Source organism: uncultured Jatrophihabitans sp., from assembly GCF_964251945.1.
GTDB lineage: Bacteria > Actinomycetota > Actinomycetes > Mycobacteriales > Jatrophihabitantaceae > Jatrophihabitans.
On the sequence record NZ_CAXULP010000009.1, the window covers coordinates 11,644 to 27,967 of the forward strand.

A 16,324-nucleotide genomic window follows, 5' to 3' on the forward strand; every position below is an offset into this window, starting at 1 on the left:
GGCTTGTCCTGGTTCCGGGACGTCCAACCGAAAGCTGATTTTCGACCGGACGGAACCAGGAGAAGCGGGCGAGCGGCGGCGAACACGAGCGGCGAGCGGCAACTCGCCGGCGGCGTCACTCGACCGCGGTGATCTGCACCGGGCGATGCGCGAGGTACTGGTTCGGCCGCGGGTTGTGGCAGGTGAGGCCGGTGGCGCGCACCCGGTCGACGCGCACGGTGACATCCAGCAGGCCGTGCGGCCCACGCAGGCGGACGAGCGCAACGCCGTCCGTCGCCGGTCCGACGCCGACCACCTGGAGGTCCCGGCGGGCGCGCAGGGCCAACTGCTCGTGCGCGAAGGCGAGCGCCGCCTGCGCGGCCGGCGCCAGGCCGATCCGGCCACGCAGCAGCGCGCCGACCACCTCGCCGTTCTCGGCCGCCGCCACGAACTCCGCCGCGGCAAACGGCAGCACTCGGCCGTACAGCAACCCGATCGGCAGCACGAGCACGTTGGCCGCGAACCGGTCCCCGCCCATATGGCTGGACTCCCAGACGCGGCCGCGGCGCAGCTCGGCGATCGCCGCCGCCACCGGCCGGCCGCGCAGCGCGCAGCAGGTGTCGTGCTTGCTGTGCGCGCAGACCAGGTAGAGCGGCTCGTGGTCGAGCTCGCCGCTTGAGCCGTCGAGAGGCAGTTCCAGCAGCTCGGCCGGGTCGGCGTACCGGCCCCAGCGCAGCGATTCGACGCCGTCGCGGGTGTCGGCCAGCGCCCAGCGGCGGGTCGGCGCGCTCGCCGTGCGTCCGGGCCGGCGGATCGCCTGGACGCGGACACCGGCGCGGGTGGCGCGGGACTCCAGCTCGGCCGCGAGCCTCGCCGGAAAGCGAGATTCGCGCAGCCCGGCCGCGCCCCACGGACCTGGCTGTTCGACGAGCAACAGCCGGGCCGCCGGGAACGCCGTGCCCAGCATCGGGTCGCCGCGCAGCTGCGCCCGCAGCGCACAACGGTCTGGCGTCTCCTTCGGGTGCGGCGCATGCGCGGCCTGCGCCGGCCGGGCGTTCACGCCGGCACGAGGACGGCTTCGCGCAGCAGCCGGCGCGCGAGGGCGAGCTGGCCGGCGGCATCCAGGCCGGGCAACTCGCCCGGCGTGAGCGGCGCGCCGACGAGCACGGCCTTCAACGCCTCCGCCGCGGCGGCCGGCACGGTGATCGTCCGGTCGAGCAGCACCAAGCGCAGCTCGGCGTCCGCGGCGCCGCCCTCGAGGCGGGCGCGCAGGCCGGCCCGCGCGCGCAGCGGGGTCCGGGCGTCGAGGGTCTCGGCCGCGCGCAGCTGGGCGAGCGGGCCGACCGGTTCCGGGCGGGTGCGCCGCGTCAGGTTCACGCCGACCGCCCGCGCCACCGCGGCGACGTCGACGTCCGGCAGCCGCTCGGCGACCCGCGCGACAGCGCCCGCGAGGTGCTCGGCGAGCACCGCGGGATCGGACAGGTCGACGCCGGCGGGCAGCGACGCCCGCAGCTGCGCGTCGTCCTGCAACGCGTCGAACAGGTGCCGGACCAGCTGGTAGCGGGTCACCGGGTGGACGCCGACGGTGAGGTGGATCGACGTGTCGCCCTCGGCCTTCGCCGAGTGGATCGTGCCGCGCGGCAGGTACAGCGCATCCCCGGGCTCGAGCACAGTGTCGATGACCGGCGACTCCGCGGCGCGGGCGGCGACCTCGGCGCGGCGCTGCTCCCACGGCTGGTTGTCGAGCGGATCCCGCACGACCGGCTCGTGGATCGTCCAGCGCTTGCGGCCCGCGACCTGCAGAACGAAGACGTCGTGCACGTCGTAGTGCGGCGCGAAGCCCTGATTCTGCGGTGGGGTGACGTAGGCGTTGATCTGCACCGGGTGGCCGAGCTCGTCGGCCAGCCGGCTGCCGAACGACACCAGCGGCGGCCAGCTGCGGTGCAGGGCCTGCAGCACAAGGGTGGCGCCGTCGGCCAGTCGTGCGAGCACCTTGTCGTCGGCCGCCTGGTCGCCGATCGAGGCGCCCGCGCCGCCGCCGCGGGTGAACGTCGAGGACGCGAGGACGGCGCCGTCCTTGGCCATCCGCAGGAACGGGGTGCGCAGTCCGCGGCTGGAGGTCAGCTCGTCGACCGCCGCCGCGTCGAGCAGATCGTCGAAGCGGCCGTCGAGCTCCGCGGCGGTGCTGAGCAACGGCGCCCGGCCCCAGTGCAGCGCGGCGAACTTCTCGCCCGGGCACGACACACAGCGCGCCAGCGCCGACCCGGGGTCAGCCGTCACAGCCATCCCAGTTCCTGTCCCGGCCATGCCGGTTTCTGGGCTGACCTGGACGGGCCGACGCGAGTTCCACGCCGGCCCGCCACTGCTCGAAATGTCCGCTCACGCGCCGCTGTCGGCCGGGCCCTCCGGACCGGGCGAGGCGGCGCCGTCCGCCCCGCCATCGCCGCCGCCGGCGGAGCCGTCCGCGCCACCGTCGCCGCCGCTGCCGGCCGAACCGTCCGCTCCGCCGTCGCCGAAGCCAGCGCCGCCGTCACCACCGCCGTCGGCCGCGCCGTCCGCGCCACCGTCGCCGCCGGCCGAACCGTCCGCCCCGCCATCGCCGCCGCTGCCGGCCGAACCGTCTGCCCCGCCGTCGCCGCCGGTGCCGGCCGAACCGTCCGCCCCGCCATCGCCGAAGCCAGCGCCGCCGTCGCCGCCGCTGTCGGCCGCGCCGTCCGCTCCACCGTCGCCGGTTGTGATGTCGCTGTCGTCCATGTGATCCTCCAATTTCGGTTTGGCTCTAGCTCTTGCGTTCCGAGCTAGAAGCCGGAATGTCGCTGCACACTCACCCTGCCACTTACCCGCCCGACGTCAGCTAACGGGCGCCGGGGGCTGGGCTCAGCGCGGCCATGTGGAGAGCGACGATGCCGCCCGTCAGGTTGCGAAAGCGGACGTCCGCCCAGCCGGCGGTCGCGATGGTGGCCGCGAGGTCTTCCTGTGCCGGCCACGCGCGGATGGACTCGGCCAGATAGACGTAGGCCTCAGCGTTGGAGGACACCCGGCGCGCGACCTTCGGCAGGGCGCGCATGAGGTAGTTGAGGTAGATGACGCGAAACGGCCGCCAGCTCGGCCGGCTGAACTCGCAGACGACGAGACGTCCGCCCGGGCGGACGACCCTGGCCAGCTCGCGCAATGCCCGCGGCACGTCCGACACGTTGCGCAGTCCGAAACTGATCACCGCGGCGTCGAACGAGTCGTCGGCGAAGGGCAGGGCGGTGGCGTCGCCGGCCACGAACGGCACGCGGAGCCGTCGACGCCGATTTCCCCGGCCGGCCTTCAACATGCCCAGCGAGAAGTCGCAGGCGACGGCCCGGACGCCGGGACGAGCCAGCTCGACGGTCGACACCCCGGTGCCGGCGGCGAGGTCGAGCACGGTCGAGCCGGGCGTCAACTCCAGGCACTGCCGCGTGCGCCGGCGCCAGTGCCGGTCCTGGCCGAACGACAGCACTGTGTTGGTGAGGTCGTAGCGGCGGGCGACGCCGTCGAACATCCGCGCGACTTCACGCGGGCGCTTGTCCAGGGTCGCTCGAGGCACCCGGGCAGTCTCGCACCGCGCACGCGGGCCGCTCACCGGCGGACCGCTCAACCGCGCCTCTCGTGCTCCGGGTCGGCCAGCCGGATCGCGCCGGCGACGACGGCGACGAGGCACAGGGCGTACACGACTGCGCGCCAGGCGGAGATCGGCACGTTCTCGCGCAGCAGCAGCACCCCGAGCAACACCCCGGTGAGCGGGTCGGTGGCCAGATTGGCCGGCAGGGTCGCGCCCAGCGCGCCCACCTGGAAGGAGAGCTGGGTGAGCACGATGCCCCCAGCGCCGACCAGCACGATCCCGATGAGCGGGACGAATCCGCGCGGCGTCGCCAGCAGACCGTGCAGACCGGCCTTGCTGAACCGGTCGGACGCCGCGTCGACCAGCACCGCGAGCGTGCCGAAGTACAGGCCGGCGACGGCGCCATACATGACCCCGCGGCACACCCGGCCGCGGCCGATGACGGTGAGCACGAGCCCGGCGCCGAGGACGAGCACCGCAAGCACCGCCATCCCGATCACGTGCGGGCGCGGGACGTGCCCCGCGGCCGGGCGGCCGATGAGCGCCAGGAAGACGGCGAGGCCGCCGAGCACCCCGAGCACGCCGAGGTAGTCGGCGCGCCGCGGGTGGTGGCCGCCGGTCAGCGCGCTGACCACCAACGCAACCGGCAACATCAGCACGACAAGCGGCTGAATGACGACCACCGAGCCGAGTGACAGCGCCACGATCTGCAACAGGAACCCAACGAGGTCCCCGCCGATGGCCATCAGCCAGACGGGATTGCGGGCCATTTGGAGCAGCGCGGACGCCGAAGCCTCGCCCTCGTCCCCGACGTGCGCCTGCGCCATCCGGTGCTGCACGACGATCGAGGCGCCGTACACGACTGCCGAGCCGACCCCGAAGGGCACGGCGACGGCTAGGGACACTCCGGCAGGGTAAGGGAGGTCGCCCGCGGCCGCCTGACGGCGGGCGGGCGCGCTTCAGCTTGCGGCCGCGGCCGGGGTGAGGGTCAGCGCGGTGGAGCTGAAGTGCGAGTGCACCCGGTGGTCGACCGGGTCCTGCGCCGGGTCGCGGTGCACGACCAGGTGCCGGTAGAGCGTGTCGCGCTGCGCGGGCACGCGGCCGGCGCCGCGGATCAGCTCGATCAGCTCGGCGCGGTTGCTGCGGTGCCGCGCGCCGGCGGAGGACACGACGTTCTCCTCGAGCATGACGCTGCCCAGGTCGTCCGCGCCGAAGTGCAGGGTGAGCTGGCCGATGTCCTTGCCCGTCGTCAGCCACGAGCCCTGCAGGTGGTTGACGTTGTCGAAGAACAGCCGGGCGACCGCGACCATCCGCAGGTACTCCAGGCTGGTGGCCTGGGTGCGGCCCTTCAGGTGGTTGTTCTCCGGCTGGTAGGTCCACGGGATGAAACTGCGGAAGCCGCCGGTGCGGTCCTGCACGTCGCGGATCATCCGCAGGTGCTCGATGCGCTCGGCGTTCGTCTCGCCGGTGCCCATCATGAACGTGGCGGTGGACTCCAGGCCGAGGCCGTGCGCGGTCTCCATGACATCCAGCCAGACGTGCCCGGGCTCCTTCAGCGGGGCGATGGCGGTGCGCGGCCGGTCGACGAGGATCTCCGCGCCCGCGCCGGCGAACGAGTCCAGCCCGGCGGCCTTGAGCCGGCTGATCACCGTCGCGTGGTCCAGGTCGGACGTCCGGCCGATGTGCACGACCTCGGACGCGCCGAGCGAGTGCAGGGTCAGCTGCGGATAGCCGGACTTGATCGCCGCGAAGGCCCGCTCGTACCACTCGATGCCCAACTCGGGCGAGTGGCCGCCCTGCAGCATGATCTGGGTGGCGCCGAGGTCGACGGCCTCGCCGCAGCGTCGCAGGATCTCCTCGAGCGAGTGCGTCCAGCCCTCGCTGTGGTTCGGCGCGCGGTAGAACGCGCAGAACTTGCAGGCGGTGACGCAGACGTTGGTGTAATTGATGTTGCGGTCGATGATGTAGGTCGCGATGTCCACTGAGTCGCCGGCGAAGCGGCGGCGGCGGACGGCGTCGGCCGCCTGGCCGAGCGCGTGCAGCGGCGCCTCGGTGTAGAGCAGCAGGGCCTCGTCCGCCGTGATCCGCCCGCCGTCGGCGGCCCGGTCGAGAACCGTCCTGATCGCCATGGGCCCAGGGTACGGGCCCTACGATTGCGGCCATGAGCCTGCCACCGCCCAGCTCGGACACCGCGGCGCTCGTCACCGGCGCCTCGTCCGGGATCGGCGCCGAGTTCGCCCGCGAGCTGTCCCGCCGCGGCCACCAGGTGGTGCTGGTGGCGCGCTCGGGCGACAAGCTCGCCGAACTTGCCGCCGAACTGGGCGCCGGCGCGCACGTGCTCACCGCAGACGTCGGCCACCCCGCGGCCCGCGCCGCGCTGCCGGATCGGGTCGCCGAACTCGGCCTGAGCGCGTCCATGCTCGTCAACAACGCCGGCTTTTCGACGCTCGGCCCGGTGGCGAAGTCCGATCCGGCCGCCGAATTGAACCTCGTCGAGGTCGACATCGCCGCGGTCGTCGACCTGTGCTCGCGGTTCGTGCCCGGGATGGTCGAGCGCGGCCGCGGCGCGGTGCTGAACGTGGCGTCCACCGCCGCGTTCCAGCCGCTGCCCGGCCAGGCCGCCTACGGCGCGGCGAAGGCGTTCGTGCTGTCCTACACGCAGAGCCTCGCGACCGAGCTGCGCGGCACCGGGGTGAGCGCGACGGCGTTGTGCCCCGGCCCGGTCAAGACCGGATTCGGCGAGCGGGCCGGGTTCGCCGAGGGCGACTTCGACGGCGCCCTGCCGAAGGTGATGTGGGTATCGGCGGCGGACGTCGCAAAGAAAGCGATCGACGCGATGGCGGCGGGCAAGCGAGTCGTCATCCCGGGCGCGGTGAACCGCGTGGGCGCCGGCTTGGCGCAGCTGACGCCGCGGGCGCTGCTGCTGCCCGCGCTCGCCCGGGTGCATCCCGGCCTCAAGTAACCCGTCCCCGCGCTTCTCCTGGTTCCGTGACGTTCGTTTCGCGGCCGAAAACGAGCAGCACGAGGCCAGGAGAATCGTCCGACGGCGGCGAACACCGGCTCGGTCAGACGGCGGCGAACACCGGCTCGACGGGCAGCCCGGCCCGGCGCGCGAACTCCCGCACGCCTTCGACCTGGCGCGCGCCGAGGGAAAAGTCGAGCGTGCGGAAGTACGTCGCCAGCGTCGCCGCGTCGAACACCTCCCAGCGCGCCGCCGTCGCCGCGACGTCCTCGACGTGCGCCAACGCGTCGTCGCGGGAGCGGACGAACGCGGCGTGCACGTCCTTGACCAGACCCGGGTTCGCCTCGGCGTAGGAGCGCCGCGCGGCCCACACCGCGAACACCATCGGCAGGCCGGTCCACGACTTCCACGCGGCGCCGAGGTCGTGCACTTGCAGGCCGAGTCGCGGCGCGTCGTAGGTGGCGCGCAGGGCCGTGTCGCCGATCACCACCGCGGCGTCGGCTTCCAGCAGCATCGACGTCAAATCCGGCGGGCAGGTGAAGTACTCCGGTCGCACGCCGTGCACCTGCTCCAGCCACATCCGGGCGAGCAGCACCGAGGTCCGCGACGTCGAGCCGAGCGCCACTCGCCGTCCGTCCAAGTCGGCCAGCGGGACCTGTGAGACCAGATTGACCGACAGCACCGGGCCATCCGAGCCGACCGCGATATCCGGCAGCACGACGAGATCGTCGGCATGGCGCAGGTACTCGACCAGCGAGATGGCGCCGACGTCCAGCTCGCCGGCGATGAGCATGTCGTTCAGCCGGTCGGGGGTGTCCTTGGTCAGCTCGACGTCGAGCAGCGCGCCGTCGCGAACCAGCCCCCAGTAGATCGGCAGGCAATTCAGGAACTGGATGTGCCCGACCCGCGGACGTCCCGTTGCCACCTGGCCGACGCTACGCCCGGGATGGCGCGCGCCCGAGTCAGCCGACGGCAGGCAGCGTCAGCGTCTGGCCCGAGCCGCCGGCGATCGTCACCGGCGTCGGCGTCAACCCGCCGCGGTAGTTGACCGACCCGCCGGCCACGACCAGCCGGACGCTGTGCCCGACGGCGAAGCGGTGCACGATCGCCGGCAGCGTGACCGTCACCCGCTTGCCCACGTCCGGCACCCGGATCGGCGCCTCCAGACCGTGAATGGCGCTCGCCGTGCCGTCCGGGGCCACGTCCTCGACCTTGACGAAGAGCACCAGCTGGCCGGCCGGCCCGGTTGACTGGCTGAGCGCGGCGCTCGGCGCCTGCACCGTGAACCTGGCGACCGGCGAGCCGGCCACGTCCAGCGGGTGGCCCAGCGTCGCGCCGGTCCAGCTCGCGAAGGTGCCGGGCGCGTCGCCCGCGGGCGACGCGACCGGCGAGTAGCCGCTCAGCACGTCGACCGGGTCGATGCTGCTCGGCGCGCCGGCCGGCGGGGTGGTGAAGGTCTGCGATCCCGGCGCCGCCGAGCCGGCGGGCGCCAGCGTCTTGTCGCCGGACATCGTGTACGTGCGGGCGGCGCCGACCGGGAACGACGACGACGTCGCGTACGCCGGCGTGGCGATGCCCGAGTAGGACACCCAGTCGCGGAAGTAGGCGAACTGCGGTCCGGTGCTGACGCTGCTGCCGCGCAGGTAGTGGGCGAACCAGTCGGCGATGCGGGCCGTCTCGTACTGGGTCGCGGGGTTCGGGTTGTCGAGGTCCAGCTCGCCCGGGGCGGGTGTCGACTCCGAGTGCCCCCACGACTGCCAGACCATCTTGACCGGCGTGCCCTGCGCCTTGAGCGCCCGGTAGGTCGCGGCCGCCTCGTTCAGGTTGAACAGCGTGTCGTTCTCGCCCTGCATCAACAGCGTCGGCACCTTTATCTTCGACAGGTACGTCGCGACCGACGCGTGCCGCAGCGACGCGACGTCGGCCGGTTGGAAGTAACCGGTGGAACCTGCGGTGACGAGCGCGGGGCAGACGAAGGTCGCGAAGTTCGGGCAGCCGACGAGCCGGGACGGGTCCTGCTGGCCGCCCTGGCCGCCGTCGACGACGCCCTCGGCGCTGAAGCCGAGCCCCCAGACCAGCTTCGTGGCGCCGGGCGTCGAGGTGGAGACGCCGGTCGTCTGCGCGGTGTTGTTCGGGTCGAGGGAGTAGGACAGGTCGTTCCAGGTGATCAACGGGACGATGGTGTCCACGCGCGGGTCGACGGCGGCGGCGGCGAACTGGATCTCGCCGCCGTACGAGCCGCCGATCATGCCCACCCGCGGGTCGTACTTCTCCGCGCGGCCGGCGTGGTTCTTCCCGTCGTGCTCGACGACGGTGAGTTGAGCCGCGGGCGTGGTGTGGGCGGCGTCGGTATAGGCGATGCCTGGGGCGCCGCCGAGGTAGCTGACGAGTTGGGCGGCGGCCTTGCCGTCGTAGTCCGGGTCGTCGAGGGTGATCTTGCAACCGGAGCCGCCGAAGCCGAGGCCGCTGTAGCTCAGCACCTCGTAGCCGCGGGTCGCGAAGGCCTTGCCGATGCCGGCCTGGTCGTCCTTGGAGCCGCCGAAGCCGTTGGTCGTGAGGATGGCCGGCACCCTGTGCGCGGCGCTGGCGGACGCCGGAGTGTAGAGGTCGCCGACGATGTCGCAGGCCTGCGCGCCGTCCGGGCCGGTGTGCACCGCGAAGTGCAGCGTCTGGACGGTGTACGCGGCGGCCGCGCCGGCGGGGCCGCCGCTCGACACGGCGAGCGCCGCGCAGGCGGCGAGCGAGGCGGCGGCGATCGCGGCGGCGCCGATTGCGGCGGGGATTGCGGGCTTGCGCACGGGTGGTGCCTTTCCCTCGACGGTGAGCGGTTGGCTACTTGCCGGTAACAACGTCGCAATGTGGTCTGGGTTACGCCCCGGGTGGCACAGTTTCGCCATGGCGACCGATCTCGAGCTCGCGACCAATCTGATAACCCGGGTGAACGTGGGCGACGCGCTTACCCGGACAGCCGGCCGGGTCCCCAACACGCTCGCGGTGGTGGACGGCGGTCGCCGGTGGACCTACGCGCAGCTGAACGAGCGGGTGAACCGCGTTGCGAACGGCCTCGCGGCCATCGGCTACACCCGCGGCGACGCGCTGGGCCTCGCGTCGGGCAACAGCTGCGAGTTCCTTGTCACCTACTTCGCCTGCGCCAAGCTCGGGGTGGTGTGCGTGCCGCTGAACCTCGGTTGGCGCGCCGATGAGATCGCCTACGTCCTCGACCACTGCGCGGCGCGCGGGCTCGTCGTCGAGGCGCAGCTGGTGGGCGCGGTGCTGCCCGGCGTGGAGAAGGCGCCAGCAGTGCGCGATCTGATCGTCGCCCCGGGCGCCGGCGGCGACTATCCCGAGACGCTGCTCGACCGCACCTGGCGCACCTTCGCCGACGTGGAGTCTGGCGCTGGCGCCTCGGCGGCCGAGCCCGACGTGTTCGTCGGCGAGCGAGATCCGGTCAGCTATCTCTACACGAGCGGGACGACGTCGTTTCCAAAGGGCGTCGTCGGCAGCCACGTCGCGATCTACGTCGAGTCGCTGATGGTCGCCGCCGAGACCGGCCTACGCGTGGGCGAGCGGATCGCCTGCCTGATGCCGCTGTTCCACACCGCCCAGCTGAACGGCATCGGCACGCCGGCGGTGCTGATGGGCGCGACGCAGTATCTGCTACGCGGCTTCGACGCGGAGGCACTGCTCGAACTGGTCGAGCGCGAGCGCATCGAGCGGACGTTCGCGCTGCCGATGATGTACCGGGCGCTGGTCGAGCGGGCGGACATCGGCTCGCGCGACCTGTCGTCGCTGCGCAAGGCGGCCTACGCGATGGCGCCGATGCCCGACGCGTTGCTGCGCCAATGCCTGGACGTCTTCGGCTGCGACTTCTACCTCGCCTTCGGCCAGACGGAGATGAGCCCGGTGACGACCTACTTCCAACCCGAGCACCAGCTGTCGCATCCCGGCGCCGTCGGCACGCAGGTGGTCAACGTCCAGATCGGGATCATGTCGCCGGCCGGCGAGCTGCTGCCGCGCGGCGCCGAGGGCGAGATCGTCTACCGCGGGCCGCACGCGCTCAACGGCTATCTGCACAACGCCGAGGCGACCGCCGAGGCGTTCGCGCACGGCTGGTTCCACTCCGGCGACGTCGGCCGGCTCGACCCCGACGGCATGCTCTGGTACAGCGACCGCTCCAAGGACGTCATCAAGACGGGCGGGGAGAACGTCGCGTCCATCGAGGTCGAGAAGGCGTTGTACGCGGCGTCGCCGGACGTCGCGGAGGCGGTGATCGTCGGCCTGCCGCACGAGCGGTGGACCGAGGCGATCACAGCGGTGGTCGTGCCCCAAGCCGGCGCCACGATCGACCCGGCCGCGCTGCTCGCGGCGATGCGCGGGCACGTGGCGCCGTACAAGATCCCGAAGTCGGTGATCGTCGTGCCCGAGTTGCCGAAGACGTCCACCGGCAAGATCCAGAAGAACGTCGTGCGCGAGCAGTTCACGGCGCATTACGGCTGAGCGGTCGGGACGCCCTCCCCCAGCGCATTTGCTCTGCTTACCGACACGGAGCGCTCACCCTGACGGAGCAGAGCAAATCGGCGGGGCATAGGCACCCGGCTCCGGACGCCGGCGCACCGATTAGCGTCGCACCGATTACCGTCGGCAGGCGTGCCCACCGACGACTTTTCCGGTCACTCCCCCGTCGACATCGCGCTGATCGCGGAGCTCGCCCGGGCCGCCGGAGACCTCGCCGCGCGGATGCTGGCCGAGGGCGTGCGCGTCGAGCAGAAGACGTCGATCACCGATGTCGTGTCCGCGGCCGACCACGCGGCCGAAGATCTCGTGGTCACCCGGCTGCGCGCCGAGCGGCCCGGCGACGCGATCGTCGGCGAGGAGGGCACCGCGGACTCCGCGGCCGGCGCGGACGTGCGCACCTGGTACATCGACCCGGTCGACGGCACCTACAACTTCGTCAGCGGCCTGCCGATCTGGTGCGCCGCGCTCGCGCTCGTGGCGCCGGGCGCGCAACCGCTCGGCGCCGTCTACCAACCGTCGGCCGACGAGCTGTGGGTCGGCGGCCCGGGCGCGCCGACCACCCGCAACGGCACGCCGGTCGAGCCGCTGGCCGACCGCGATCTGGACGCGATCGCGCTGACGACGTACCTGCATCCGACGACGTTGCCGGACGACCAGATCCGCGAGCCGCTGCTGCGGGTGCTGCGCGGCGCCGCGAGCGTCCGGATGCTCGGGTCGGGCTCGGTCGAACTCGCGGCCATCTCGGCCGGCCGCCTCGGGGTGTCGCTGCAGGTCGACTCGCTGCCGTGGGACTGGCTGCCGGGCGCGGCGCTGGTCACGGCGGCCGGCGGCGTTGCCGAGGTCGTCGAGGCGCACGGCCACCGCTGGCACGCGGCCGGCAACCGGCGGGCCGTCGAGCAGGTCGCCGCGCTGCTGCGCTGAGCGACACGCCCGACCCTCCAACGACTTGTCCGCGCTTCGTCGGCGTCCAGCCCGACGAAGCGAGGACAATTTGCTTAAGGACTTGTCCGCGTGTCGTCGGCGTGGAGGCCGCCCGGGCGAGCACAACTCGCAGAACGTCAGTCTTCGCTCTCCAACCGGGCGTCCAGATCGTCGCGCTGGGTCTGCCGCGCGGCGACGCGCGCCTCCAGGTTCCGGCTGAACGCGGCGCGCGGCTTGGCGAGCAGCACGAGCGACAACGGGACAGACAGGATCAGCGCGATGGCGGCGGCGAGCAGCCCGCGCAGCCCGGTGAGAACGAGCAGACCCCAGAGGGCGAAGAACAACCCGAAGCGCAACAACGTGTAGAGCCACATCGAGCCCATCCAGCCGGCGAAGCTCGGCCCCGCCGGCGTGCCGCTCCCGTTCGGCTGCTGCTCGCTCATCGCGTCAGGCCCAGACGGCCTGTGGCGCGGCGCGCCGCTGCGCCAACGACACCGGGCCGTCGTAGGTCCGAATGATCTCGTAGCGGGTGTTGCGCTCCTTCGGCTGAAAGCCGGCGTCCCGGATCAGGTTCAGCAGGTCGTCGCGGGTCAGCTTGTCGGGCGTGCCGTAGCCGTCGGCGTCGTGCGTGATCTTGTATTCGACCACCGAGCCGTCCATGTCGTCCGCGCCGTAGTTGAGCGCGAGCTGCGAGGTGGACAGCCCGTGCATCACCCAGAACACCTTGACGTGCGGGAAGTTGTCGAGCATCAGCCGGGAGACGGCGAAAGTCTTGAGCACGTCTGCCGGCTGGGCCATCGGCAGGTGCGAGAGGCGGTTGTTGTCGTTATGGAAGCGCAACGGGATGAACACCTGAAACCCGCCGGTCTCGTCCTGCAGCTCGCGCAGCCGCAGCACGTGGTCGACACGGTGCCGCGGCTCTTCGATGTGGCCGTAGAGCATCGTCGCCGGCGTGCGCAGCCCCTTGCTGTGGGCCAGCCGGTGGATGCGCGACCAGTCCTCCCAGTGCGTGTTGTGGTCGACGATCTGCTTGCGGACGTCCCAGTCGAAGATCTCCGCGCCGCCTCCGGTGAGCGACTCCAGGCCCGCGTCGATCAGCTCGTCGAGGACCTCGTCGGCGGACAGCCCGGAGATCTCCTCGAAGTAGTGGATCTCGGTGGCGGTGAAGCACTTGAGCGCGACGTCGGGCAGCGCGGCCTTCAGCTCGCGCAGCACCCGCGGGTAGTACTTCCACGGCAGCGTCGGGTGCAGGCCGTTGACGATGTGCAGCTCGGTGAGCCCGTCGTCCTTCATGGCCAGCGCCTTCTCGACGGCCTCTTCGACGCGCATCGTGTACGCGTCTTTCTGCCCGGGCTTGCGCTGGAAGCTGCAGTAGGCGCAGGACGCCGCGCACACGTTGGTCAGGTTGAGGTGGCGGTTGACGTTGAAGAAGACGGTGTCGCCGTTCTTCTCGGTGCGCAGGCCGTGCGCCAGGCCGCCCAGCCAGGCGAGGTCGTCGCTGTCGTAGAGGTCCTCGCCGTCGCGGCGGGTGAGCCGCTCGCGCGCCTCAATCTTCTCGGTCAGCTCGGCCTTGCGGGCTTCGGTCAACGCCATGCCGACCAGCCTACGTAGGAATCGGACGGCCGCCGACGGCTACCCGGGCGGGTGTCCGGGGCACGATGGGCGGGTGCGGGTCATCCCATCGTTGCCGAGCGTCAGCGGGCGGCCGAGCCGCACCGCGCAGGCCACCGCTCTCGGCCGCGCGCTCGAGCTGAGCCGCGACCCCGCCGAGCGAATCGTCAGCGACCCGCTCGCGCCGTTCTTCCTGCCGCCAGCCACCCGGGCGCTGCTCGCGCCGCTGTACGCGGCCGGGCCGGTGGTGCGCCTGGCCGAACGGACGCCGCCGGCCGCGATCTCGACGTCCGCGCTGTGCCGCCACCGCTTCATCGACGAACACCTGCTCGCCGCGCTGCCGGACGTCGAGCAGGTGCTGCTGCTCGGCGCCGGCTACGACGCCCGCGCGTACCGGTTCGCGAACCAGCTCGGCGACCGGACCGCCTACGAGGTCGACCTGCCGGCGATGGCGCGGCGCAAAGCGTCGGTCGTCGCGGCGCACGCCGACCTGTTCGGGCCGGCGCAGGTGGTGCGGGTGGAGACCGACTTCGCCCGGCAGTCGCTCGCGGATCGCCTCGCCGACGCCGCGTTTCCCTCCGGCGTCGCCACGTTCGTGGTGTGGGAAGGCGTGAGCATGTACCTCGCGGCGGACGCGGTGCGCGCCACGCTCGCGGCGCTGCGCGAGGTGTGCGGCCCCGGTTCGATGATCGCGATGGACTGCTGGCAGCGGGCCGGCGAGCGGACCCCGCTCGGCGCGGCCCGGCGCGCCGGGGAGCAGTCGCTGCGGCTGCTCGGCGAGCCGGTCCGGTCCGCCCTGCCGGCGGACCGGGCGCCGGCGCTGCTCGACCAACACGGCTTCGAGGTGGCCGACCTGGCGCAGGCGGCCGCGATGACCCGGCGGTTCGCGACCGGGGGCCGCCGCTGCGACCGCGGCATGTACGTGCTGGCCGCCCGCCGCCGCTGACCGCCGGTCACTCCGCCGGTCACTCCGCCGGCGGCGCTGCCGGGGGACCCGCGTCGAGGGCGGCGCCGAGCCGGCCGGTCCAGCGGGTGATCAAGTCGTGCCGCACGCCGAGCACGTCCAGCACCTTCGCCGCCACGAAGTCGACGAGCTGCGCGATCGACTGCGGCGCGCTGTAGAAGCCGGGGCTGGCCGGCAACACGACCGCGCCCGCGTCGTGCAGCTCGAGCAGGTGCGCGAGCGTCGCCCGGGTGTACGGCGTCTCCCGTGGGATGATCACGAACGGCCGGCGTTCCTTCAGCGTGACGTCCGCCGCGCGTTGCAGCAGGTCCTTCGACAGGCCGAGCGCGATGCCCGCGACCGACGCGGTCGAGGCCGGCACGACGACCATGCCGCGAGCCGGGTACGAGCCGCTCGCCGGCCCGGCGCCGAGATCGCCGGCCGGCCAGTACTCGACGCCAGGCACGTCGCGGCCGAGCCAGCTGGCGAGATCCTCGCGCCAGTGGCTGTCGCGGAAGGACAGGCCGGTCTCGTCCAGGATGGTCAGCCGCGCCGCGCGCGAGACGACGAGGTCGACCGGTTCGTCCGCGTCGAGCAGGGCGTTGAGCACTGCTCTCGCGTATGGCGTGCCGGACGCGCCGGACACCCCGACCACCCACGGCTCACGAGCCATCACGCGCCCAGGCCGTGGACGACGAGATCGGCCAGCGCGAAGCCGAACAGCCCGATGCCGATCACGCCGTTCGCGGTGAAGAACGCGCGGTTGACGCGGGACAGGTCGTCGGCGCGCACGATCAGGTGCTCGTACGCCAGCACCAGCACGGTCAGCGCGACCCCCGTCCACCACAGCCAGCCGAGCCCGGCGGCGGCGCCGAACCAGGCGAACGCCACTGCCGTGACGACGTGCACTGCCGAAGACGCGCGCAACGCCGCCGGAACGCCGAAGCGCACCGGCACCGAGCGCACGCCGATGCGCCGGTCGACCTCGGTGTCCTGGCAGGCGTAGATCAGGTCGAACCCGCCGATCCAGGTGCCGACCGCGACGCCGAGCGCGGTGGCCGCCCAGCTCGCCGATCCCGTCACGGCGATCCACGCGCCGACCGGCGCGACAAATTGCGCGAGCGCGAGCAGCGCCTGCGGGTAGTCGGTGAACCGCTTGCCGTAGCTGTAGAGGACGAGCAGGAACACCGCTATCGGCGCCAACGCGAGGCACAGCGGCGACAGCGCGAGCGCGCTGGCGAGGAAGACCACCAGCGACACGAGCGTCCCGACCCAGGCGCTGCGCACGCTGAGCTCGCCGGTGACCAGCTCGCGGCGGGCGGTGCGCGGGTTCAACGCGTCGAACTCGCGGTCGAGGATGCGGTTGGCGCTCATCGCCACTGTCCGCGCCGACACCATCGCGACGGTGATCAGCAGCAGCTGCAGCCAGTGCACCGAGCGGGTCTGCGCCCACATGGCGGTCAGCGCGGCGATGTAGGCGAACGGCAGCGCGAACACCGAGTGCTCGATCATCACGAGCCGCAGGAATTTGCGCACCCGGCTGCGTTCGGGCGCCGCGATGCTCACGATCTGTGAGTCTGCCAAAGTTCAGCCGAAGCGCGGCGGCTGGCCGGTCGCTTCGAGCACGGACCGCCACAGGTCGCCGTCCGGATCCACCTCGTTGCGCCCGCGGGTCGCGAGCTCGATCGGCAGGTGGACGAAGCGGCCGTGCTGCGGTGAGCGTCAGGACGTCGGCGGTGAACACGCCGCCGATCGTCCCGGCCGCGCGTTTCGGCTGGCTGACGCCGACGGCGGGTCAGCGTGC

16 protein-coding genes are annotated in these 16,324 nt (G+C 72.6%); 4 read left to right on the plus strand and 12 right to left on the minus strand.

Annotated elements, in window-relative coordinates:
- Positions 1–115: 115 nt before the first annotated feature.
- The 6 genes from ACFFBG_RS15610 to mqnC all read right to left on the minus strand — a co-directional run bounded on the left by ACFFBG_RS15610 (position 116) and on the right by mqnC (position 5,697).
- Positions 116–1,039 carry a sucrase ferredoxin gene (locus ACFFBG_RS15610; protein ID WP_375480344.1) on the minus strand — a complete coding sequence of 308 codons (924 nt, stop codon included), beginning with the start codon at positions 1,037–1,039 and terminating at the stop codon, positions 116–118.
- Positions 1,036–2,265 carry a cupin domain-containing protein gene (locus ACFFBG_RS15615; RefSeq protein WP_375480346.1) on the minus strand — a complete coding sequence of 410 codons (1,230 nt, stop codon included), beginning with the start codon at positions 2,263–2,265 and terminating at the stop codon, positions 1,036–1,038. Before ACFFBG_RS15615 ends, ACFFBG_RS15610 begins: the two co-directional genes overlap by 4 nt.
- Before the next feature lie 93 nt (positions 2,266–2,358).
- Positions 2,359–2,733: a hypothetical protein gene (locus ACFFBG_RS15620; RefSeq protein ID WP_375480348.1), complete on the minus strand. Its 375-nt coding sequence runs from the start codon at positions 2,731–2,733 to the stop codon at positions 2,359–2,361.
- Positions 2,734–2,833: 100 nt separating this feature from the next.
- Positions 2,834–3,553: a demethylmenaquinone methyltransferase gene (locus ACFFBG_RS15625; RefSeq protein ID WP_375480350.1), complete on the minus strand. Its 720-nt coding sequence runs from the start codon at positions 3,551–3,553 to the stop codon at positions 2,834–2,836.
- A gap of 47 nt (positions 3,554–3,600) precedes the next feature.
- Positions 3,601–4,473 carry a DMT family transporter gene (locus ACFFBG_RS15630; protein WP_375480352.1) on the minus strand — a complete coding sequence of 291 codons (873 nt, stop codon included), beginning with the start codon at positions 4,471–4,473 and terminating at the stop codon, positions 3,601–3,603.
- A 54-nt stretch (positions 4,474–4,527) separates the two neighbouring features.
- Positions 4,528–5,697, minus strand: a complete 1,170-nt coding sequence (mqnC, locus tag ACFFBG_RS15635) for a cyclic dehypoxanthinyl futalosine synthase (RefSeq protein ID WP_375480354.1) — start codon at positions 5,695–5,697, stop codon at positions 4,528–4,530.
- Positions 5,698–5,729: 32 nt separating this feature from the next.
- On the opposite strand from mqnC, the gene ACFFBG_RS15640 reads away from it, so the two are divergent.
- Complete coding sequence (locus ACFFBG_RS15640) at positions 5,730–6,530, plus strand: SDR family NAD(P)-dependent oxidoreductase (RefSeq protein ID WP_375480356.1); 801 nt, start codon at positions 5,730–5,732, stop codon at positions 6,528–6,530.
- A 103-nt stretch (positions 6,531–6,633) separates the two neighbouring features.
- Here ACFFBG_RS15640 and ACFFBG_RS15645 read toward each other — a convergent pair whose 3' ends face one another.
- Together ACFFBG_RS15645 and ACFFBG_RS15650 are read right to left on the minus strand one after the other, a co-directional pair.
- The gene (locus tag ACFFBG_RS15645) at positions 6,634–7,455 is read right to left on the minus strand and encodes a menaquinone biosynthetic enzyme MqnA/MqnD family protein (protein WP_375480358.1); all 822 of its coding nucleotides are present in this window, start codon (positions 7,453–7,455) and stop codon (positions 6,634–6,636) included.
- Positions 7,456–7,492: 37 nt separating this feature from the next.
- Positions 7,493–9,328, minus strand: coding sequence for a CocE/NonD family hydrolase (locus tag ACFFBG_RS15650; RefSeq protein WP_375480360.1), 1,836 nt, complete (start codon positions 9,326–9,328; stop codon positions 7,493–7,495).
- Positions 9,329–9,425: 97 nt separating this feature from the next.
- Between ACFFBG_RS15650 and ACFFBG_RS15655 the strand changes: the two genes are divergently transcribed.
- Positions 9,426–11,027: an AMP-binding protein gene (locus tag ACFFBG_RS15655; protein ID WP_375480362.1), complete on the plus strand. Its 1,602-nt coding sequence runs from the start codon at positions 9,426–9,428 to the stop codon at positions 11,025–11,027.
- 150 nt (positions 11,028–11,177) lie between these two features.
- Positions 11,178–11,966 carry an inositol monophosphatase family protein gene (locus ACFFBG_RS15660; protein WP_375480364.1) on the plus strand — a complete coding sequence of 263 codons (789 nt, stop codon included), beginning with the start codon at positions 11,178–11,180 and terminating at the stop codon, positions 11,964–11,966.
- Between the two features lie 137 nt (positions 11,967–12,103).
- Here ACFFBG_RS15660 and ACFFBG_RS15665 read toward each other — a convergent pair whose 3' ends face one another.
- Positions 12,104–12,409, minus strand: coding sequence for a DUF4229 domain-containing protein (locus ACFFBG_RS15665; RefSeq protein WP_375480366.1), 306 nt, complete (start codon positions 12,407–12,409; stop codon positions 12,104–12,106).
- Positions 12,410–12,413: 4 nt separating this feature from the next.
- Entirely contained in the window at positions 12,414–13,559 is a 1,146-nt protein-coding gene (mqnE, locus tag ACFFBG_RS15670; RefSeq protein WP_375480368.1) for an aminofutalosine synthase MqnE, read from the minus strand.
- 73 nt (positions 13,560–13,632) lie between these two features.
- Here mqnE and ACFFBG_RS15675 point away from each other — a divergent pair, with 73 nt between their 5' ends.
- Complete coding sequence (locus ACFFBG_RS15675; RefSeq protein WP_375480370.1) at positions 13,633–14,523, plus strand: class I SAM-dependent methyltransferase; 891 nt, start codon at positions 13,633–13,635, stop codon at positions 14,521–14,523.
- A 19-nt stretch (positions 14,524–14,542) separates the two neighbouring features.
- Here ACFFBG_RS15675 and ACFFBG_RS15680 read toward each other — a convergent pair whose 3' ends face one another.
- Positions 14,543–15,193, minus strand: coding sequence for a UbiX family flavin prenyltransferase (locus ACFFBG_RS15680; protein ID WP_375480372.1), 651 nt, complete (start codon positions 15,191–15,193; stop codon positions 14,543–14,545).
- A complete protein-coding gene (gene mqnP, locus ACFFBG_RS15685; RefSeq protein ID WP_375480374.1) occupies positions 15,193–16,104 on the minus strand; it encodes a menaquinone biosynthesis prenyltransferase MqnP in 912 nt (303 codons plus the stop codon). Before mqnP ends, ACFFBG_RS15680 begins: the two co-directional genes overlap by 1 nt.
- Positions 16,105–16,324: the final 220 nt, after the last annotated feature.

What these genes read in the sequence shown, in the direction of transcription:
- ACFFBG_RS15640 (WP_375480356.1), top strand. Translation starts at nt 5,730, where the DNA reads ATGAGCCTGCCACCGCCCAGCTCGGACACCGCGGCGCTCGTCACCGGC.
- ACFFBG_RS15680 (WP_375480372.1), bottom strand. Translation starts at nt 15,193, where the DNA reads ATGGCTCGTGAGCCGTGGGTGGTCGGGGTGTCCGGCGCGTCCGGCACG.
- mqnE (WP_375480368.1), bottom strand. Translation starts at nt 13,559, where the DNA reads ATGGCGTTGACCGAAGCCCGCAAGGCCGAGCTGACCGAGAAGATTGAG.
- ACFFBG_RS15655 (WP_375480362.1), top strand. Translation starts at nt 9,426, where the DNA reads ATGGCGACCGATCTCGAGCTCGCGACCAATCTGATAACCCGGGTGAAC.
- ACFFBG_RS15620 (WP_375480348.1), bottom strand. Translation starts at nt 2,733, where the DNA reads ATGGACGACAGCGACATCACAACCGGCGACGGTGGAGCGGACGGCGCG.
- ACFFBG_RS15615 (WP_375480346.1), bottom strand. Translation starts at nt 2,265, where the DNA reads ATGGCTGTGACGGCTGACCCCGGGTCGGCGCTGGCGCGCTGTGTGTCG.
- ACFFBG_RS15665 (WP_375480366.1), bottom strand. Translation starts at nt 12,409, where the DNA reads ATGAGCGAGCAGCAGCCGAACGGGAGCGGCACGCCGGCGGGGCCGAGC.
- mqnC (WP_375480354.1), bottom strand. Translation starts at nt 5,697, where the DNA reads ATGGCGATCAGGACGGTTCTCGACCGGGCCGCCGACGGCGGGCGGATC.